Origin of the sequence: Microlunatus ginsengisoli (genome assembly GCF_039537205.1) — a bacterium.
In the GTDB taxonomy this organism is placed as follows: domain Bacteria; phylum Actinomycetota; class Actinomycetes; order Propionibacteriales; family Propionibacteriaceae; genus Microlunatus; species Microlunatus ginsengisoli.
On sequence record NZ_BAABAB010000022.1, the window covers coordinates 227,707 to 248,688 of the forward strand.

12 protein-coding genes are annotated in these 20,982 nt (G+C 69.7%); 4 read left to right on the forward strand and 8 right to left on the reverse strand.

The features are described from left to right. Positions 1-23: 23 nt before the first annotated feature. From gap to ABD747_RS16040, 7 genes are all read right to left on the reverse strand, one after another. On the reverse strand, positions 24-1,028 hold the full coding sequence (gene gap, locus ABD747_RS16010; RefSeq protein ID WP_344806318.1) for a type I glyceraldehyde-3-phosphate dehydrogenase: 1,005 nt from the start codon (positions 1,026-1,028) through the stop codon (positions 24-26). Between the two features lie 202 nt (positions 1,029-1,230). After that, the gene (gene whiA / locus ABD747_RS16015) at positions 1,231-2,214 is read right to left on the reverse strand and encodes a DNA-binding protein WhiA (RefSeq protein WP_344806320.1); all 984 of its coding nucleotides are present in this window, start codon (positions 2,212-2,214) and stop codon (positions 1,231-1,233) included. A gap of 155 nt (positions 2,215-2,369) precedes the next feature. Then, positions 2,370-3,314: a gluconeogenesis factor YvcK family protein gene (locus ABD747_RS16020; RefSeq protein WP_344806696.1), complete on the reverse strand. Its 945-nt coding sequence runs from the start codon at positions 3,312-3,314 to the stop codon at positions 2,370-2,372. 38 nt (positions 3,315-3,352) lie between these two features. Continuing rightward, a complete protein-coding gene (gene rapZ / locus ABD747_RS16025) occupies positions 3,353-4,195 on the reverse strand; it encodes an RNase adapter RapZ (RefSeq protein ID WP_344806698.1) in 843 nt (280 codons plus the stop codon). A 207-nt stretch (positions 4,196-4,402) separates the two neighbouring features. Then, on the reverse strand, positions 4,403-4,963 hold the full coding sequence (locus ABD747_RS16030; RefSeq protein ID WP_344806322.1) for a dihydrofolate reductase family protein: 561 nt from the start codon (positions 4,961-4,963) through the stop codon (positions 4,403-4,405). 17 nt (positions 4,964-4,980) lie between these two features. After that, positions 4,981-6,963 carry an excinuclease ABC subunit UvrC gene (gene uvrC / locus ABD747_RS16035; RefSeq protein WP_344806324.1) on the reverse strand — a complete coding sequence of 661 codons (1,983 nt, stop codon included), beginning with the start codon at positions 6,961-6,963 and terminating at the stop codon, positions 4,981-4,983. Positions 6,964-7,617: 654 nt separating this feature from the next. Next, on the reverse strand, positions 7,618-8,199 hold the full coding sequence (locus ABD747_RS16040; RefSeq protein WP_344806326.1) for a QcrA and Rieske domain-containing protein: 582 nt from the start codon (positions 8,197-8,199) through the stop codon (positions 7,618-7,620). A gap of 189 nt (positions 8,200-8,388) precedes the next feature. Here ABD747_RS16040 and ABD747_RS16045 point away from each other — a divergent pair, with 189 nt between their 5' ends. Next, complete coding sequence (locus tag ABD747_RS16045) at positions 8,389-10,440, forward strand: serine/threonine-protein kinase (protein WP_344806328.1); 2,052 nt, start codon at positions 8,389-8,391, stop codon at positions 10,438-10,440. Here the strand turns inward: ABD747_RS16045 and ABD747_RS16050 are convergent. Then, positions 10,365-10,643 carry a hypothetical protein gene (locus tag ABD747_RS16050; RefSeq protein WP_344806330.1) on the reverse strand — a complete coding sequence of 93 codons (279 nt, stop codon included), beginning with the start codon at positions 10,641-10,643 and terminating at the stop codon, positions 10,365-10,367. The two genes, ABD747_RS16045 and ABD747_RS16050, sit on opposite strands and share 76 nt — an antisense overlap. Positions 10,644-11,414: 771 nt before the next feature. Between ABD747_RS16050 and ABD747_RS16055 the strand changes: the two genes are divergently transcribed. Genes ABD747_RS16055 through ABD747_RS16065 form a run of 3 tightly spaced genes read left to right on the forward strand, consistent with a single transcriptional unit; the run spans position 11,415 to position 20,874 of the window. Next, positions 11,415-12,341, forward strand: a complete 927-nt coding sequence (locus ABD747_RS16055; RefSeq protein ID WP_344806332.1) for a hypothetical protein — start codon at positions 11,415-11,417, stop codon at positions 12,339-12,341. Between the two features lie 33 nt (positions 12,342-12,374). Beyond that, on the forward strand, positions 12,375-17,720 hold the full coding sequence (locus ABD747_RS16060) for an RHS repeat-associated core domain-containing protein (protein ID WP_344806334.1): 5,346 nt from the start codon (positions 12,375-12,377) through the stop codon (positions 17,718-17,720). Beyond that, entirely contained in the window at positions 17,713-20,874 is a 3,162-nt protein-coding gene (locus tag ABD747_RS16065) for a hypothetical protein (RefSeq protein WP_344806336.1), read from the forward strand. The genes ABD747_RS16060 and ABD747_RS16065 overlap by 8 nt, the downstream gene beginning before the upstream one ends. Positions 20,875-20,982: the final 108 nt, after the last annotated feature.

Here is a 20,982-nt window from a genome sequence, read left to right on the forward strand (position 1 = left end):
CAGGGCACGTGCTGTGGATCAGGTCAGAGCGACTTGCCGACCAGGCCGACCAGGTCGACGAGGCGGTTGGAGTAGCCCCACTCGTTGTCGTACCAGCCGATGACCTTGACCAGGTCGCCGGACACCTTGGTCAGCGGCGCGTCGAAGATGCAGGAGGCCGGGTCGGTGACGATGTCGGTCGACACCAGCGGCGCCTCGCTGTACTTCAGGTAGCCCTTCAGCGGACCCTCGGCAGCGGCCTTGACGGCGGCGTTGACCTCCTCGGCGGTGGTCTCCTTGCCGGCCTGGAAGGTCAGATCGGTGGCGGAGCCGGTCGGCACCGGGACCCGGATGGCGAAGCCGTCGAGCTTGCCCTTGAGCTCCGGCAGCACCAGGCCGATCGCCTTGGCCGCACCCGTCGAGGTCGGCACCATGTTGAGGGCGGCAGCCCGGGCCCGGCGCGGGTCCTTGTGCGGACCGTCCTGCAGGTTCTGGTCCTGGGTGTAGGCGTGGATCGTCGTCATCAGACCCTTGACGATGCCGATCGAGTCGTTCAGCGCCTTGGCCATCGGGCCCAGGCAGTTCGTGGTGCAGGAGGCGTTGGAGATGATGTGGTGCGACGCCGGGTCGTACTGGTCGTCGTTCACCCCCAGCACGACGGTGATGTCCTCGTTCTTGGCCGGGGCGGAGATGATCACCTTCTTGGCGCCACCGTCGATGTGGGCCTTCGCCTTGGTGGCGTCGGTGAAGATGCCGGTCGACTCGACCACGATGTCCACGCCGAGGTCGCCCCAGGGCAGTGCGCCCGGGTCGCGCTCCTCGAAGACCTTGATCGACTTGCCGTCCACACTGATGTCGGACTCGCTGGCGACCACGTCTCCGGGCAGCCGGCCCAGAATCGAGTCGTACTTCAGCAGGTTTGCCAGGGTGGTGTTGTCGGTGAGGTCGTTGACGGCCACCACCTCGAGGTCGGCACCGGCGGCCTGCGCGGCCCGGTAGAAGTTCCGGCCGATGCGGCCGAAGCCATTGATGCCTACGCGTACGGTCATGCTTACGTTTCCCTCCAGCGTCGCTTTGGGGCCCCCGGGAGGTGGAGCCACCGCTCACCCTAACGGAACGCACCGATCGGATTACGAGCCGCTCACGCCAGTGGTCTCATCGACGACGCAACTGGTGACCAAGGTCCCGTGCTCGAGTCGCGGTCGGGTCTGCCTGCCCACCCGACACCCGGCCCAGCGCCGTGAAAAGGGCTCAGTCCTCGTCGAGGAGGTCGGCACTCAGGCTGGCCTCGGTGTTCGGGATGCCCAGCTCGGCGGCCCGCTTGTCGGCCGTCGCGAGCAGCCGCCGGATCCGGCCGGCGACGGCGTCCTTGGTCAGCTGCGGATCGTGCAGCTGACCGAGCTCCTCGAGGCTGGCCTGCTTGTTCTGCACCCGCAGGACGCCCGCGGCCTTCAGGTGGTCGGGGACGTCGTCGCCCAGGATTTCCAGCGCTCTTTCGACGCGGGCACCCGCGGCCACCGCCGCCCGGGCGGACCGGCGCAGGTTCGCGTCGTCGAAGTTCGCCAGCCGGTTCGCCGACGCGCGCACCTCGCGACGCATCCGGCGCTCCTCCCAGGCCAGCAGGGTCTCGTGCGCGCCGAGCCGGGTGAGCAGCGCGGCGATCGCGTCGCCGTCGCGGATCACCACCCGGTCGACGTTGCGCACCTCGCGCGCCTTGGCCGCGATTCCCATCCGCCGCGCCGCGCCGACCAGGGCCAGCGCCGCCTCCGGTCCCGGACAGGTCACCTCCAGCGCCATCGAACGGCCGGGTTCGGTCAGCGAGCCATGGGCCAGGAAGGCGCCTCGCCAGGCGGCCGCGCAGTCGCAGAGACCTCCGCTGACGACCTGCGCCGGCAGCCCGCGGGCCGGCCGGCCGCGCGAGTCGATCAGTCCCGTCTGGCGGGCCAGCGACTCGCCGTCCTTGATCACGCGGACCACGTAGCGAGTGCCGCGGCGCAGCCCCGAGCCGTTGACGATCACCAGCTCGCTGGTGTGGTCGAAGACCTCGCTGATGTCGTTGCGCAGCCGCCGGGCGGCGGCGCCGGTGTCCAGCTCGGCCTCGATGACGATCTTGCCGCTGACGATGTGCAGACCGTTGCAGAACCTCAGGATGGCCGCCACTTCGGATTTCCGGCAGCAGGGCTTGGTGACCTTGACGGTCGCCAGTTCCGCCTTCACCTGAGCAGTCATGGCCATTGGTGCATCTTGCCACGGGGCGCGGGTCGCCCCGGCGGCCAGGGCAGCACCGGTCGGACGTCGCGAACGACTCGCCTAGTCAGCAACGGTCGTGCCTGACCGGTGTGCGGACACCATGCTTCGGCCTCGTCGCACGGTGGCCGCGGAGGTCGGTGCTAGATGCCCAGGACCTCGGCGTACGCGGAGGCCAGCCGGAAGACGTCGTGCCGCGGCGAACCGTCCCGGGCGGCGAGGTCGGCCACGATCAACTTGGCCCCCATCGAGGCGGCGTAGGAGTCCAGGTGCGGGTCGTTCGCGGCGAACCCCTCGTCGGCGAGCACCACGTCGAGCCGGAGGTCCGGCGCGTGCTCGGCCAACAGCTCGATGTGGCGGGCGGCGGTGAACCCGGCGGTCTCCCCGGCCGGCTCCAGGTTCAGCGCCAGCAGCCGGCGGGCCGAGGTGCGATGGATCGCGGCGGCCAGGCCGGGCACCAGCAGGTGCGGGATCACCGAGGTGAACCACGAGCCCGGACCGAGGATGATCCAGTCCGCGGCGTCGATCGAGTCGACCGCCTCCCGACACGCAGGCGGGTCCTCCGGGATCAGATGGACCGAGCGGACCTCGCCCTGGGTCTTGGCCACCGCCGCCTGGCCGCGGATCGACGACACCTCGTCGGGGCTCAGCGGATCCATCCCGATCACCTCGGCCAGGATCTCCAGCGGCACCGCCGACATCGGCAGCACCCGGCCCTTGGCGCCGAGCAGCCGGGCGACCATGTCCAGCCCGGCGACCGGGTCGCCGAGACTCTGCCACAGGCCGGCGATGAGCAGGTTCCCGATCGCGTGTCCGGCCAGCGGCCCGTGCCCGCCGAACCGGGACTGGAGCACGTCCGCCCAGGTCCGGCCCGACTCGTCGTCGCCGCACAACGCCGCCAGCGCCATCCGCAGGTCGCCCGGCGGGAGGCAGTCGAACTCGGCCCGCAACCGGCCCGACGAGCCGCCGTCGTCGGCGACGGTGACGATCGCGGTCAGGTTGTCGGTGACCCGGCGCAGCGCGCTCAACGAGGCGAACAGGCCGTGCCCGCCGCCGAACGCGACCACCCGCGGCAGCGCCGGGCGCAGCCGGCCGAGCCGCCAGTAGTTGTCCCCGTCCAGTCCGCTCACTCCCGCCCCAGATCTCGGTGCAACACCTTCGTCGGCAGCCCGGCGACCCGCAGCCGGCGGCCGAGCTCCTCCGCCATCGCGGTGCTGCGGTGCTTGCCACCGGTGCATCCGATGGCGATCGTGACGAACCGCTTGCCCTCCTGGACATAACCGCCGATCATCACCTCGATCAGCGCCTGCAGCCGAGTCAGGAACTCCTCGGCGCCGTCGCGGCTGAGGACGTACTCGCTGACCTCGCGGCTGAGTCCGGTCTGCGGACGCAGGGCGGGAATCCAGTGCGGGTTGGGCAGGAAACGAACGTCGAGGACGAGATCGGCGTCGACCGGCAACCCGTTCTTGAAACCGAACGAAAGCAGCGTGACCTTCAACGGCGCGTCCTCCTCGCCGCCGTAGGTGTAGCTGATCCGGGACCGGAGCTGATGGATGTTGATCGCGGAGGTGTCCACCACCAGGTCCGCCGCGGCCCGGAGCGTGGCCAGCGTCTCCCGCTCGCGGTGGATCCCGTCCAGCAGCCGACCGTCGCCCTGCAGCGGGTGCGGCCGGCGGACCGACTCCTGGCGCCGGACGATCACGTCGTCGGCGGCCTCGAGATAGAGGATCTCCGGCAAGACGCCGGCCCTGTTCAGGTCCGCGAACATCGTCGGCAGCTGTTCGAAGAAGGTCCGGGTGCGGACGTCGATGACCACCGCGAGCTTGGTCAGGTTGCTCCGCCGAGCCTGAGCGCACACCTCTTCCACCAGCGTCGGCGGGAGGTTGTCGACGACATACCAATCGAGGTCCTCCAGCGCGTTCGCTGCCGTCGACCGGCCGGCCCCCGACATGCCGGTGACGATCACCAGCCGAAGCGGCGCCGGTCCGGCCTCCGGCTCCGTGCCAGCCTCCGGCTCGGGTCCGGCCTCCGGCTCGGTGCCGGCCTCCGGCGCGGGCCCGGTGCCGGCGAGTTCGCCGGCGGCCGCGGGGGAATCGGCCTCGTCAGGGTCGGGCGGATCGGGAAGGCGGGCGGTGCTCACCGGACCATTATCGCGAGCGGGCCGGCGGCGGGACCCCTAGCGGCGCACCCGATAGCGAAGATCGACCGAACCGGACGCGAACCGGTGCTCGTCGAGGAGCTCGAGATCGAGCCGGAGATCGGGCGGCAGCCAGTGTGTGCCGCCACCGACCAGCACGGGCACGGCGAGGAACTCGATCTCGTCCACGAGCCCGGCGCGGAGCGCGTACGCGGCCAGCCCCGCACCGCCGACGGCGAGGTCGGCGTCGGCCGAGGCGATCAGCTCGGCGACCTCGCCGGCGTCGAAGCGGGACCTCAACCGGGTGTGCGGACTGTCGAGCTCGGTCAGCGTGGCCGAATAGACGATCTTCTCCGCGGCCCGCCAGATCCGGGCGAAGTCGGCCGCGACCGGTTCCGTCCCGGCCGAGTCCGGAGCGGTCTGCCAGTAGCGCATGGTGTCCCACATCCGCCGGCCGTACAGATAGGTCCCGACGTCGCGCATCCGGTCGTTGACGAAGCCGTGCACCTCCTCGTCGGGCGCGGCCCAGTCGAAGTTCCCGGTCCGGTCGGCGATGAAGCCGTCGAGGGAGGCCATCACGAAATAACGAAGCGCTGCCATGCCGGTTCAGACTCGGGTCAGGTCAGGATCTCACCGGTCGCGGTGTTGACCGCCTCCGGCTGCGGCTTCGCGTCCAGCCGGACCTTGATCGCGAGCGCGGTCTTGGTGCCGAAGCCGGGCACCGCGGCGATCTCGTCGACGGTCGCCGCGCGCAACTTCTTCAGCGAACCGAAGTGGCTGATCAGCGCCTTGCGCCGGACCTCCCCCAGCCCGGGTACGTCGTCCAGCAGCGACTCGACCATCGACTTGCTCCGCCGGTTGCGGTGGTGGGTGATGGCGAACCGGTGCGCTTCGTCCCGGATCCGCTGCAGCAGATACAGCCCCTCGCTGGTCCGGGACAGGATCACCGGCTCGTCGCTGTCGGGCAGCCACACCTCCTCCAGCCGCTTGGCCAGCCCGCACAGCGCTACGTCGTCGATGCCGAGCTCGGTCATCGCGGCCGCCGCCGCGGCGACCTGCGGCGGCCCGCCGTCGACCACCACCAGCGCCGGGGCGTACGCGAACTTCCGCGGTGCGCCGGTCGTCGGGTCGATCAGCAGCGGGCCCTCCTCGGTGCTGCCCGAGCCGTCGTCGACCACGCCGGGTCGCCGCTCGTCCAGCAGCCGGCGGAACCGCCTGGTGATCACCTCGTGCATGGCCGCGACGTCGTTCTGGCCGTCGACCCCGCGGATCACGAACCGGCGGTATTCGCTCTTGCGCGGCAGGCCGTCCTCGAACACCACCATCGAGGCGACCACCTCGGTGCCCTGCAGGTTGGAGATGTCGTAGCACTCGATCCGCAGCGGCGGGCTCGGTAGGTCCAGCGCCTCCTGGATCTCTTCCAGGGCGCGGTTGCGGGTGGACAGGTCGCCGGCCCTGGTGGTCTTGTGCCGGACCAGCGCCTCGCTCGCGTTGCGGGCGACGGTCTCCATCAGCGTGCGCTTGTCGCCGCGCTGCGGCACCCGGATCTGCACCGCTGAGCCGCGCTGCTCGGTCAGCAGCTGGGTCAGCGACTCCAGCGAACTGGGCAGCGCGGGGACCAGGATCTCGCGCGGGATGCCGGAGTCCTCGTCGGCGTCAGCGTAGAGCTGGAGCAGGAAGTTCTCGATCAGCTCGTCGGTGCCGCCGTCGTCGACCCGGTCGGCCACCCAGCCGCGTTCGCCACGCACCCGGCCCTGCCGGACGTGGAAGATCTGCACCGCGACCTCGAGCGGGTCCTCGGCCAGGGCGATCACGTCCGCATCGGTGCCGTCGCGGAACACGATGGCGTTCTTCTCCATCGCCTGCTGCAGGGCGGCGATGTCGTCGCGCAGCACGGCGGCCTTCTCGAACTCGAGCTCGGCGCTGGCCGCCCGCATGTCCCGCTCCAGCCCCTTGATCAACGGCGCGGCATGGCCGCCGATGAACTGGCAGAAGTCCTCGGCGATCTCGCGGTGTTCCTCGGCGCTGACTCGGCCGACGCAGGGCGCGCTGCACTTGCCGATGTAGCCGAGCAGGCACGGTCGGCCCAGCTGCCGGTGGTTCTTGAACACCCCCGGCCGGCACGATCGCATCGGAAAGACTCGGAGGACCAGGTCGACCGTCTCCCGGATGGCCCAGGCGTGGGAGTACGGGCCGAAGTAGCGGGTGCCCTTCTTCTTCGCGCCGCGGCCGACCATCACCCGCGGATATTCCTCCGACATCGTGACCGCCAGCCACGGATAGGACTTGTCGTCGCGGTATTTCACGTTGAACCGCGGGTCGAACTCCTTGATCCAGGAGTACTCCAGCTGCAGCGCCTCGACCTCGGTCTGCACCACGGTCCAGTCCACGTGCCGAGCCGTCGCCACCATCGTCGCCGTGCGGTGGTGCAGACCGGCCGGGTCGCCGAAATACGAGTTCAGCCGCGACCGCAGGCTCTTCGCCTTGCCGACATAGATCACCCGGCCGTCGGCGTCGGAGAACCGGTAGACCCCGGGCTGGTCCGGGATCTCGCCCGGCTTCGGCCGGAACGCCGGCGTTCGGGTCAGTCGGGTCGGCACCCCATCAGCCTAGGCGGGCCCGCCGACAGTGTTTTCCGGCTCGCGCCCGCTCCGCGCCTCCGAGGCTTTCACTTTCTCCCTCGCTCGCAGGTCGGCATACCGGGCGCTGCCGCAGTCTCCGATCGCCTGCTCGTTCAGTCGGAAGTGAAAGCCCGGCGCTCCGCTACCCGACGCTCGCCGGTGATGTCCGGCTCGCGCCCGCTCCGCGCCTCCGAGGCTTTCACTTTCTCCCTCGCTCGCAGGTCGGCATACCGGGCGCTGCCGCAGTCTCCGACCGCCTGCTCGTTCAGTCGGAAGTGAAAGCCCGGCGCTCCGCTACCCGACGCTCGCCGGTGATGTCCGGCTCGCGCCCGCTCCGCGCCTCCAAGGCTTCCACTTCCTCCCTCACTCGCAGGCCGGCATACCGGGCGCTGCCGCAGTCTCCGACCGCCCGCTCGTTCAGTCGGAAGTGAAAGCCCGGCGCTCCGCTACCCGACACTCGCCGGTGATGTCCGGCTCGCGCCCGCTCCGCGCCTCCAAGGCTTCCAGAGGCTTCACACCCATCGCTGCCGCTTCACACCGCCTGCTTGGGGTGTGGGGCGGCAGCCAGGGGTGTGGGGTGGCAGCCAGGGGTGTGAAGCGGCTGACGGGATACGGACGGCAGGCGGAGCCGGGTCAGGCGTCGACGTACACCTTGCCGCCGGTCACCGTCGTCTTGGACTCGGCCAGCGGCCGGGTGGCGGGGCCGTTCACGACCGAGCCGTCGGTGATCGAGAACTTGCTGCCGTGGCACTTGCAGTCGATCGTGTCGGTGACCTCGGTGACCGCGCAATTCTGGTGCGTACAGATCTTGCTGAACGCCTTGAACTCGCCCGTGCTGGGTTGGGTGACGACGAAGTCGGCGTCCTCCATGATCACGCCGCTGCCCGCGGGCACCGACGACTCCGACACGCTCGGACCGCTCGGGGCCTTCTCCGTGGCGGAGCTGGCGGCCTTGCTCGGCTCGCTGCTGGACTGGGCAGCGCTCGGCGAGGACGCGGCCGTCGAGCTAGCGGCGGCGCTCGGCGAGGGGCTCGTGGTCTCGCCGCTGCTGCAGGCGGCGAGCACCGCGGTACCGCCGCCGGCGAGGGTCAGCAGACCGGCAGCCTTCAAGACGGTACGGCCGCGCGGGTGTCCGGCCGCCGAGACGAAGGGGGACGCAGCGTCGGGCCGGTCGTCATATCGGGTGTCGGGAGTCGGGTGGGGGTGCTCGGTCACGGCTGGCCTTCCGGTCGTCGCGGTGGATGGTGTCGACCACTCAAGCAACTCCGGCTGTCCCCGAGCTGTGGGAACGTTGTCGGCGCCGCGCGGCTCGACGGTTGTTCAGGTCAGGACGAACGGGAGGTCCGATCGGTTCAGCGGCGGCTGCCGGACGTCGTGCGCCCCGTCCCAAGTACGGTTGCTGGCGTGCCAGCGGAAGGTGTCGACCGGGCGCTCGGCGCGTCCTACCAGCTGGTCGAGCGGATCGGCCGCGGCGCGGCCGGCGAGGTGTGGCGTGGCACGGACCGGCGTACGGGTGAGCAGATCGCGGCGAAGCTGCTGAGATCGGAGTACGTCGAGGACCACGAGCTCGTCGGCCGGTTCATCCGCGAACGATCAATCCTGGTCGGCCTGCGCCATCCCAACATTGTCGCCGTCCGCGACCTCGTGGCCGAAGGCGATCGGCTGGCCTTCGTGATGGAGTACGTCGACGGCGGTTCGCTGCGGACCGTCCTTGCCGACGGGCCGCTGCCGGCCGGGCTCGCGCTGCACGCGAGTGTCGGGGTGCTCGACGGTCTCACCCTGGCCCACGAGCGCCGGGTGCTGCATCGCGACGTCAAACCGGACAACGTGCTGGTCGCGTCCCGGTGGCGCGAGACCGCACCGCTCGGGGTCAAGCTGTCCGACTTCGGCGTGTCCAGCCTGTTGGGTGACCGCGGCGGCACGTCCACCGGCCTGGTCGGCACGCCGGAGTACATGGCCCCGGAGCAGCTGCTGACCGGGTCGGCGGACGTCGAGGTGGACGTCTATGCGGCGGGCGTCCTGCTGTACGAGCTGCTCGCCGGCCGGACCCCGTTCGCCGGCCCCGGCACCGGCTACGTGATCGCCCACCGGCACGTCACCAGCCTCCCGCCTCGGCTGCCCGTCCCCGCCCCGCTGTGGGAGGCGCTGGAGCAGCTGCTGGACAAGAGCCCGGCCGGCCGGCCCACCGCCCGCGAGGCGTCGGCCCTGCTGCGGGCACTGCCGGAGGAGGTGTTCGAGCTGCCGGCGCTGGAGACCCAGCTGGCTCCCGCATCCTTTCCGCCTGCGGGCGGTCCGGCGACCGAGCTCCGCGGCATCGAGCGGCCGAGATCGTCGACGTCCGCGACGGACTCCACCGCCACTGCCACGCCCTCGGATCCGACGGCGGCCGGCTCCGGAGCGGGCACCGGCAGGTCGAGCGCTCCCCCGCTGCCGGACCTGGGCGCACCGTCGGGCGAGACCATCCTCCGACCGATGGTGGTGGCGGCGACGACCCGCCCGACCGAGCCCGCCGAGGAGCTTCCTCGGCGGCGCGTCGTCGATCGGCTGCGCAGCGTCCGCTGGCGCAGTCCGCAGGCCGTCGCGTCGCTGGTGGCCATCGCTCTCGTCATCGGACTGGGCGTGTTCTGGATCGCCGAGCGCCGGGGTTCGCCGAGCACCGGCCCGTCGGCCGAGCCGACCGCGGTGCCGGTCCAGCAACAGTCCCAGCCCACCGTGACCGGACTCGGCATCGCCCGATCGGCGACCTGGGACGCCGCGACCCGTTCGGCCCGACTGACGATCAGCTACTCCGCACAGCGGGCGCCGTTGCTCGGACCGTTCCTCGAGGTGCTGCCGGCGACGACCGCCCAGGGCCGGTGTCCGTCCGTCGTCTGGGAAAACGTCACCGTACGGCGCAACTTGAGCGCGGTGACCGGCATCGACGCACCGTGCGGCTGGTCCGTCGAACCGGCCCAGGTACCCGCCCGCGGCACCACCCAGGTGTCGGCGACGGTCGCCCTGGGCGCGCTCGACGGCGACCCGACGGCCGCCCTGCAGCAGTGGTTGCAGTCCGCGGCCGAGGCGACCGAGACGGCGACCGGTGACAGCGACACGGCCAGCACGGCTTATCCGGCGCAGCGGATGACCGACATCCAGGTCGTGGCGCCGAGCCGGACGGTGAGCGGGAGGACGCTGCGGATATCCCTGCTCCCGGTGTGGCCGAACGGAGTCGACCAGCTGAACCCGCTGTTCGTCAGCCCGCCGTCCGGACGCCCGTCGACGACGCTGATCGCGGTCGCCGGCGGTACGTCCGGGGTCCGGTTCTCCGACGGCTGCTCGGGCGCGCTGTCGATCTCCCCCGACGGTCTGGTGGTCAGCGCGGCATCGGTCTCGGACAGCTGTCAGGTGGATGCGACGGTCGGCAACTTCACCGATCTGAGCAGCAACTCCTTCGCCATCACCACCCGCGGAAGCTGATCGCGCACCCGTCCCGAGCCGTCCCCCGGCAGAGTCAAGGTCATCGGCGCCAGCTTCGCCAGCTGCCGGTCGGCTGTGTTCAACCGGTCCAGATCCTTGATCCCGGCGAACGCGGCAGGACGCCGCCGGACACGGCCGGCGTGGGCCGCGCCGCCATCCCGGCGGTCGTAGGCGGAGCGGCAGTGGGCATGGGCGAGCGTCATGCACTCACGGTGTGCGGCGGTGTCATTGCCGGCAGCACGTGCGATGGGCGGGCCGTCACCCCACAGCGTGCGGAAACGGCTCCCGTACGTGCGGAGGACGCGTCGAACGAATTCCCGGGTCGGTCCCTCCGGGACCGGCGAACGGCAGCGAAAGGTCGCAGCCCGTTCAACGATACTGTCCAGGCTGTCCTGGCTCTATCCAGGCATTTCCGGCCGAGCCTGGACAGCGACCCGAACTCATCGCACCTAACCACAATCGGTTTACAACGTACGCGAGAATGAGCGTGTATATATGTCTCTCCGGAATCGGAGATCACATATATACACACCGTTCTTTCACACCATCTTTCACACATACACATACGGATCGTCGACGATCTCACTCAAGCGTTCGAGGTGTTTCTCCTCCTCCTTCTACACACGCCGCTCGACGGCCCTCCGTGTCGCGCCTCGTCCGCAGCGGCGACCGCCACCGGGCAGCCTTTCCGGCTTCACGACGTGATCGGCTTCGCATGATCAATGGAAACGAGGCACACGGCGGAAGCCTGGAGAACCTCGATAGAGGCGACAGCACGGCACGGTCCACGCAGCGGGCCCGGCCGCCGCAGGTGTCCGGTGCCAAGCGCCAGGCATTTTGCCTAGGGACACAGCAAACCCGACTGAGGTAGGAAGAGGAGCCGAAGTTCACTCGGCTTTCGCGCCAGCGGCGAGCCAGATCGACCCGCATCTCGGCCGTTGAGCCGTCCGGCCCAGACATCCCTGGAGGTACCCGTGTCTGCAGAGCCAAGCGATCCGGTCGGTTCCGATTCCCGCGACCTGACTCGGCGTTGGATGCTCCGGGGCGGCGTCGTCGCGACCGGGGCCGCGGTTGTTGCGGCGATGACGCCGTCCGCGGCGATGGCCGCCGACGGCGACCAAGTCGTCTTGGGCGGCGACAACGACGCCAGCTCGGCGACGACAATCGGCATCGGCGGCGGCGCCGGATCCACCGACCCGGCGCTGTCCCTGGTCAACGCCGACGGTCCGAGCCTGCACCTGGAAGCGCTGGCCGCGGACTACGCGGCCGCGCTGGAACTGGGTCAGATCGCCAACACCGTGCTCGGCCCGTTGGTCGGGGTCGACACGTTGAGCGGGCTGAGCACCACCTTCCTGGTGACCGGCATCGACCTGGCCGACCTGCCGACGCCGCACCCGCTCGCCACACCGAAACGGATCCTGGACACCCGTACCTCATCGGGCCGGTCCCGGGTCATCCGCACCTCTCCCGGTGCGTACGACTCCACCTTCCGGTTGAAAGCCGGAGCCTGGCTCGACGTCGAGGTGGTCGTCGAGGGCGGCGACGTGATCGTCCCCGGCGCTCATCTGAACGTGACGTCCACCGGCGCCACGAGTGGGGGTTTCCTGTCGGTGTACCCGCCGGGCGACTTCCCCGGGACCTCGACCGTCAACTACCCCGGCAAGATGACCATCGCAAACGGCACCTTCGTCGGTACGGGAGTTGTGCTCGGCCGCTACGCGGTGCGGGTCAGGGCATCAGCGCCCAGCCATGTCGTGCTCGATCTGACGGCGGTGACCATCAAGGGCAGCGCTCCCGAGCCGGCGGCCCAGCAGGCGGCCCGCTCCTCGCGCAGAGCGCGGATCTCCCACCGGCTGCGTTCCAGGCTGAGCGAGCGCCTGCAAGACCTGCTGGCTCGGTAGGACCCGGCGGCAGACGATCGACGAGGCGGGCAGATGAGAGCACCACGGTCCACCTCGAGCCGCTACTCCGGGTTCGCGTGGCTGCGATTCCTGGTCATCGGCGCCCTCGTGATCGCCGGCTACGTGATCGTGCCGATCGCCGTGCCGGACCGACTGCCCGCCGCGCACGCCGATCCCCAGCCCGTCTCCGGTGCCTTCAGTCTCGGCGGCGGGGTCGACGGCTCGATCGACGCTCGGACCGGCCAGTTCTCGGTGTCGGTGCCACTGGTGAACGTCCCCAGCCGCGGCGACAGCGGGATCGATCTCACCCTCCAGTACGACCAGTCGAGAGCGTTCGGCAACGTCGACCGGTTCGGCATCGGCAGCGGATGGAGCCTCGGCACCACATTCGTCAACACCGTCAACGGCCTCACCGCCTACCCCGCGAGCGGCGGCTCGTATGCGTACGACCCGACCGGCCGGTTCTCCTCGAACCTCGTCAACTACCCGAGGCAGGACCTGACCTTCGACCTCACCGGCGGCACGCTGCCCGCGAACGCCCCGCTGCCAGCCCTGGACTACAACTACCGGATCCGCTACGACGACGGACGATGCGACTACTTCGACGCCGCCGGCAATCTCATCGCTCGTGCCGATCGCTTCGACAACCGGACCTACGTCGACTACGACAGCATCGGGGCCAACCAGTTCCACCCGACGAGCATCACCGACGCGTACGGCCTGGTCACCACCCTCGCCTGGGACGGCACGACATCACTGACCGTGACCTCACCGACACGCTCGGACAAGCTGGCGGCCTCCAGCGTCGTCACCTTCGACAACAATCGACGCGCCGGCACCGTCACCGACCCGGTTGGTCGGGTGACGACCTTCCAGTACGGACCGGTGCCCGAGGCCACCAGCCAATACCTCAAGACGATCATCGGTCCGGCCGGCGCCACGACCACGGTCACCTACAAGCCGATCGACTTCACCTCACCGACCCTCAAGTTGTTCGTCGCGAGCGACCTCGCCGTCACCGACTCCGACGGCAACGCGCTCAGCCCGACCCGCCACTTCGACATCAACCCCTCCGGAAACGGCAACCACAACTACGCCGGCTACCCGACCTACGTCAGCACCACGACCGACCTCCTGTTCGCGCGCGCCGATCCCGGGTACCGCTACTCGACCTCCCTGTACACCGACGCCTCCGCCACCGTTTCGACCTACGACTCGATGCACCGGCTCCGCTCGCGCCAGGTGCAGGTGAGCGGTCTCCTCGTCCAGCAACACGACTTCGACTTCCCCGGTTTCAGCCCGACCCCCAACTACGCCCAGCCCACGACGACGACGCTCACCAACTGGGGCACCAGCGGACCGGACGGCTTCACCGTCGCCGACACGCCGCGGGTGACGTCGACCACCACCAGCTATGACGATCACGGCCGGGTCGAGACCAGCACCGACAACCAGACCGGCACCACGACCACCATGACCTACGACCCGACCTTCGGGTTGATCACCGACAAGGAGATCACGCAGGTCCGCACCGTCGGCGGCCAGCCTCAACCGGCGATCACGCTGCAGTCCGTCAGCAACACCCTGACCGCCGACCTGAGAAGCGTCCAGACCTCGACGACGTCGGAGGCCTCACCGACCGGAGATCACCTGTCGGCGCGAACCTCCGAAACCTACGGATACGACGGCTACGGCCAGCTCGCCAGCAAGAAGGTGAGCTTTGCCGCCGGCGCCGCACCACCGAACAACGGTGGCGGCCCGGCGTCGTCGACGACCACGTACACCAGCACTGTGAATCCGGGCGCGGTGACCCGCACCGTCGCCGTCACCGTCGGTGCCGGCACCGCGGACGCGCAGACCACCACCACCGTCCTCGATCTCGTCTCGGGATCGCCGGTACAGACCATCGACGGACTCGGCCGGATCACCCAACGCGGCTACGACGCGGCGAACCGGATCGTCAGCTCCAAACTGCCCAGCGGGCTGACCACCACGACGAGCTACACCACGCCCGACGCCGACACGCCGCCGGCCACCACCGTCACCGAGCCCGACGGGCACATCCAGCGCACGACGTACGACGGCATCGGCCGGGTCAGCGTGGTCAGCGACAACGTCGTCGCGGGTCCGTCGACGACACCCGGTCTGGTCTTCACCTCCGCACCGACGGCCCGCATCGTTTCATCCTTGTGCTACGGCGATCTCGATGACACCGACACGTGCCAACCCGACAGCACCGTCATCACCGCCACCGACAAGGCCGGCCGCACCACCGTCACCACGCACGACGCACTGAACCGACCCGTGTCCAAGGTCGGACCCACCGGAATCAGCTATGCCACCACGTACAACGACGTAGCGAACCTGACCACCACCCAGACCACACCCGACGGCGCTAGCTCCCCGTCGCAGGCGACCACGACGCGGTACGACTCCCTCAATCGAGAGCTCTCCTCCCGGACCACCTATCCCGTCCCGGGACCGCGGCCCGGCGCCGTGCTCGACCCCGTTCGCGCCACCACCTACGACGGGTTGGGCCGGCCCACCACGGTCACCGACACCGACGTGACGATGGTGCCCGACTACGCCGGGCCGGGCAGCGTCACCCAGACCACCACCATCGCGCCCGCCAGCACCGCGCGCGTCCAGAGCGACCCGATCACCTCCGCGATCACCACGGCGGTAGACGGCCGTTCCACCCTCAACGCGCTCAGCCAGGACAACACCACCCGAAACGGGATCGCCCTGACCTACAACGCGGCCGGGCAGGTCGCGACCAGCCAGGACGCCAACGGCAAGACCACCAGCTACACCTACGCCGACGACGGCCAACAGACCGTCACCAACGCACCAAGTGGCATCGTCACGACCCGGACCTTCAGCCCCACCACCGGCCAGCTCCAGAACGAGACCGCCAAGAGCCCCAGCGCCACCACCAGCACGAGCTACACCTACGTGCCCGCAGGCCAGATCGGCGCCGGCCTCGTCGCCACGGTCACCAACGAGTCCGGCACCGTCAGCTACGGCTACGACGCGGACCGCAACCGCACCTCGGTCAGCTATCCGGACGGGACCAGGACCACCGCGGTCTACGGCGCCAACGGGCTGCTCCAGTCCTCGACCGACGCGACCGGGGCGACGACCAGCTACCTCTACAACCCCGACAGCTCGCTCAAGTCCGCAACCCAGGCCCGCGGCAGCACGACGCTCGCCTCCGTCGGATACACCTACGACGGGCTCGACCGGATCCACTCCATCACCCGCGGCAACGGGCTGACCACCACGCACACCTACACCCGCACCGGACTGCTGGCGACTCAGATCACCGGCGACTCGACCGGCAACCAGGTCGAGGCCCACAGCTACAGCTACGACAACCACCACAACCTGACGCAGCGGACCGACACCACCGCCAAACCCACCCAGTGCACCGTCATCTGCACCGCGAGCCCCAGCACCTACGGCACCTACACCACCAGCTATCGCTACGACAGCTACGACCGGCTCACCGGTTCGTCCGTCTACAACGGCAGCACCGCCACCGGCACCCCGGTGACCAAGCTGGCCTACACCCTCGACGTGTCCGGGAGCATCGCCGCCACCACCCGGACGACGACGCTGACCAGCAACGGACGAACCACCATCACGACCGCGGTCGCCACCAACGCGCTCGACAGCGCGGGACAACTCACCGCGCAGACCACCGGATCGGCGTCCAGCCCGACCACCACGTCCCAGACCCACGACGACGACGGCCGCGTCCTCACCTCGCTGACCGGCTCCGTCACCACGTACCGCCCCGACGGCAAGCCGGCCAGCGTCACCACGAAGTCCGGCAGCCAGACCATCTTCAGCTACTGGGCCGACGGAACCCGCCGTCGGGCCAGCACCACGGACTCCTCCAACCAGACCACCTGCGTCGACTTCCACTACGGTGTCGACGGCACCCTGGTTAACGACACGACGACCACGTCCTGTGGATCGGCCGGCGCCACCGCGGCCACTGCCTCCTACCTCCTCACGGCGGGCCGCGAGGCACGCACGCTCGTCCCGTCCGCGGCCGCCACCAAGACCGCCGGCCGAAAGCTCGCCACGACCGCCGCGCCCGTCACCCAGGGCAGCGGCGTCGGCTATCTGCTCCGGGACCGGCACGGCTCTGTCACCGCCCTCGTCGACAGCGGCGGGGCGGTCACCAACACCTACGCCTACAGCGACTACGGCGCCCCGGCGCTCCTCGACGGACGGTCCGGTTCGGTCGTCGGCGCGGCCAGCGGCACCGGACCGGGGCAAGCGAACGGGCTCCGCTTCACCGGCGCGGCCCAGCGCGCCATGTGGACCGACGCCAGTCTCGGCACCCTGACGACCCCCGCCCGGACGTACGACCCAACGCAGGGCCGGTTCCTCGTCCGCGACCACGCCGACGTCCACAACCGGTACGCCGGGTTCGACGCCAACCCGATCACCAAAGTCGACCCGACCGGTCTCAGCCCGCAGGCCGACATCACCGAGGACGTCTTGTACATCGTGGCGTTCGCCATCGCTGCCGTGATCACCGGGGTCGCCACTCTCGGTGCCGGGGCTGCGCTCTTCGGCGCGGCGGCCGTCGAAGCCACCGGGGCGTTAGTCACCAGCTTCGCCGCGCAGGGTGTGGCAACGCTCGCCAATCTCGGCGTGGTCGCCTCGAACGCGCTGCTGTTGACCAACGACACCATCAAGTTCACGACCGGCAAGCAGGTGCTCACCGACGACCAGCGCAGCGACGTCAACAACATCTCCACGGTGCTGGGCTCGGTCGCCGGCGTGGCCGGCATGGCTGCGGCCGGCGCGGATGCCATTACCGCCGCAGCCAACGCCGACATCGAGCTCGACGAGTTCACCCACATCGACGTCGGCGACGACACGCAGGACCTGCCCAACGACGCCAAGATCTTCCGGCGAGGCGGATTCCGAGGTCCTGCACACGACGCGACTGAACCCAACAATGTGCTGCCGGACCTTACCAACCAGCAACCGCCGGATTCGGTGAACAACGCGGACCAGAACGTCGAGGTCGATCCCCCAGTGGTCCGACCCGATGCCGCCGCGGCTCCCAGGCCGCGATCCGCCAGTTTCAACGCCCGAAGCGCGCCCACGTTGACCGAGGACAACGACACGGTGGTCAACGTGCGCGACGACGGGGCCGCGCAGGCCGACCAGCAACGGGCCAACATCCGCGGGCGCTCGGCCAGCTACGGAGCGATCGGCGCGGCGAGCGAGGAGTTCCTCACCTTCGTCCGACCCAGACCCGAGCCGCCGCACCCCGTACCCGAACCACCCGTCAACCTCCTCCAACGCGACCATCCGCCGCTTCCGAACAGCCAGAGAGGCACCCATGAGTGACTCGCGCCCGAACCGGCCGCAGCACCGAACCCGGCTCGTCCTCCTCGCGGTCACCGTCCTGGCCGTCATCGCGTTGCCCACTCCGGCCGCGACCGCCCAGCCCACCGCCCAGCCGACCGCGCCCAAACACGTGGCCCGCGCTGCCCTCGTGGGCGCCGATGCCGACCCCAACGACGAGTCCACCAAGATGCCGCGCACCATGCGCGACGACCTGACCGGCGACTTCCTCGGCCTCGGCTACGACCAACGGATGCGGGCGGAGGACTCCAGCCTCAACATCTACGACAACGAGTCCCGAGGTGGCGGCCTGCTGCAGAGCACCGCCATGGACCTCAGCGTCCCACCCGCTGGCGGAGCGCTGTTCAACGACGGAATCGAGGCCGGCCGGATCAACCTCTTCTCGGCATGGACGAGCCTGCGCAACCGCAGCGGTGCCGGCATTCCGGCCCAGCGCCGCGACGACTACCACCTGAACACGATCCTCCTGGCCACGGTCAACGGCTCGATCTTCATCAGCGGCACCAAGGGCTCCACCATCTACGCCAACGGGACCGGTTCGGACGCGTACCGGGTGCTCGTCTACAAGGTGCCGTTCAACGGCTCCTGCGCCAGCGAGGCCTGCGCGCTCAAGGTCGCGTCACTGCCCACCGACATCGAAGTCAGCGACCCCACCACGCTGTGGTACGAGCACCGCTCGATCGGCGTCACCGCGCTCGCCGCCGGGTGGAACGGCAGCCTGGCCGAGGTCGTCGTCGGCCTGTCCGACTACGGCGTCTACACGTTCCACGACGATCTCACGGCCATTCCCTTCGGCACGTGGGGCGGGATGAACATCCCCACCGACCCCGGGACCCAGACAGTGGTGACGGCGATCTCGTTCCTTCCCAACGACGGCCAGCAACGTCTGATCATCTGCGTCATGGGCATCTCCACCCAGGTCTATGTCGTCAGCCTGCTGAGCAGCGGCCAGCCCAACGTCTCCCACGCCATCGCGACCCTGACCGGCGACACCAACTTCAGCTCCATACCGCTCTCCGCGGCGGGCGGCTACCGACCCAACTCCGATGGCGCCCGGGTCGCCACCGTCGGCATGTCCAACGGCACCATGCCGCTGATCCAGACGGACAACCTGAGTCCGTCCGTGATCAACACCACCACCCTCGCCGCCCCGGCGGTCGCCATCAATCCCGTTCCCCGCCTGGACACCACCGGGGGCACGGACTGGGCCGTCGCCACCCAGACCGGAGCCGACATCGGCAACGGTGTCGGCCAGATGTTCCGCGACAACGGCACGACCCTGATCGCGCAGAAGCTGTCCATCGACGACAACGGCACCACGCAGAACTATGCCCCCGACCGGACGTCGTTCCGCAGCTGGTTCCCGGGGTACCGGCAAGGCCGGTTCCGTCTCGTCAGTGGCACCGATGGGCCGACCGTGATCAAGCTCTGGTCCGACTTCCGGTCCGGCGCCGGCTGCTGGCTCGCCTACGACAGCGACGGCAACGCCTTCCCGGAAGACGGGATCACGCTGCTTCCCACCCAGGAGCAGTCTGCCTACTTCACGCTCGGCGCATACACGGCCGGCGTCGGCGAGGCGGGCTGCTCCCAGGACCCGAGCGTCGACGGCGCCGGCAGTTGGCGAGGCTACCTCTCGTTCACTCCACTGGAACGGCCGGGAGATACCCGCATCGTCGGTCTCAACCTCAACAAGGCCGGCGCGGACCCGTGGACCGTCGACACCAGCGACCAGGCCGGCGGCTCGACCGGGTTGATCGTCATCCCCGAGCACGATCCGTCGCTGCCGGTGATGCCGTACGGCTACCACACGTTCTACTTCCCCGGCCCGGTCGGGCCGATCCCGGGCCCGGCGCCGGCGCTGACCGCCTACCGCCTCTCCGGACCGGTCCGCAACGTGACGAACGGCGTGTACCGCATCGACGTCGGCAAGCTGTCCTGGACCGTCAGCGAGGGCGACGACGCCGGCACCACACAGATCCAGACCGTCACCTCCCCGCTGCGGGTGCAGGGACTCAGCGGAACCACCTGGACCGACCTCGGGGGCTTCATGCCGCTCGTCAAGCCCGCCTCGTCGACCAGCAACGGCGTCACGACCATCACCATGGGCACCAACACCACGCCCGCCGGGACGTTCTACTGGGAAAATCCGCTGAACGGTCCCGCCTACACCCAGCTCCGCGTCCAGAACGCCAACGACGACGGCACGTCCACCTCGACGCCGGTGGTGCTCGCCAACACGGCGCCATACGGTCCCGCCGAGAGCTTGAGCCAGATCACGCTGACGCCCCCGAACAACGGCAACGCGACCCCCGTCCCCAACGGCGTCGACGCCGCGCCGGTCCAGGTCGCGATCAGCGCCGCCAACGCCCAACCGGGCGCCCCCGTCCTCGACGCCAGCGACCTGGCGTACAAGTCGGTCTACTACCGGGATCCGCAAGGGCACCTCGTCACCAATCTCTACCCGGTCGACCCCACCCCGGCGTCGGGATGCTCGACGCCGTGTTACAGCTACGACTCCTTCATCGGCGTCCAACCCGGCGTCACCGCCTATCCGACCGTCGGAGTCTCCAAGAGCGGGCAGAGCTTCGACTACGTGACCACCACCCTCGCCGCGGAGGACGGCACCGAACAGCTCACGAGCTACGTCGGTCTGGCCAAGACACCGCTGTCCAGCCCGGGAACCGTCACCGTCGGGGGCACCACCTCGACGCCGAACAGCAGCATCTCCGGCGGCGACGGTCGGGCCGGGTTCTCGGTCGAAGGATGCGTGGAAGGGACCTGCCGGATCCCGGCCATCACCGCCACCCAGCCGGCCCTCTATCAGGCTGGCTCGCAGGATGCCGGCCCGTCGATCGGCTTCCAGCAGGCGACCCAGGCCACCACGTCGCTCGAGAGCCTGCCGCTCACCTGGAAGGGGAACTACCAACCGGCGCTCGCGACGAGTCCGCTGTCCATCAGCAGCTCCTACCTCATCCGTCTGGCCAGCCCGAACAACTTCCCGGCCAACACGACGAGCAACCCGACCGTCGCGCAGACGGTCGACATCACCCTGGTCAGCCACGGCCAGCCGCTGAGTCTGGAACGGATCGGTGTGCCTGCGGCCACGACGTCAGCGGTCAAACGCCGCCACCGCTAGGTGGGTCGACCGGCCCGGAGCTGGCGAGGGGCAGACCGGCGCCGGCGGGCTTGTCACCCGCACGCTTGATTCTGGGTCTGGCGTAATCAGCGCGCCAGTGGTGAAAAT

Excerpts from the sequence above, each read along its gene's own strand:
- gap (WP_344806318.1), bottom strand. The coding sequence starts at position 1,028 with ATGACCGTACGCGTAGGCATCAATGGCTTCGGCCGCATCGGCCGGAAC.
- whiA (WP_344806320.1), bottom strand. The coding sequence starts at position 2,214 with ATGGCCATGACTGCTCAGGTGAAGGCGGAACTGGCGACCGTCAAGGTC.
- ABD747_RS16030 (WP_344806322.1), bottom strand. The coding sequence starts at position 4,963 with ATGGCAGCGCTTCGTTATTTCGTGATGGCCTCCCTCGACGGCTTCATC.
- ABD747_RS16050 (WP_344806330.1), bottom strand. The coding sequence starts at position 10,643 with ATGACGCTCGCCCATGCCCACTGCCGCTCCGCCTACGACCGCCGGGAT.
- ABD747_RS16060 (WP_344806334.1), top strand. The coding sequence starts at position 12,375 with ATGAGAGCACCACGGTCCACCTCGAGCCGCTACTCCGGGTTCGCGTGG.
- ABD747_RS16065 (WP_344806336.1), top strand. The coding sequence starts at position 17,713 with ATGAGTGACTCGCGCCCGAACCGGCCGCAGCACCGAACCCGGCTCGTC.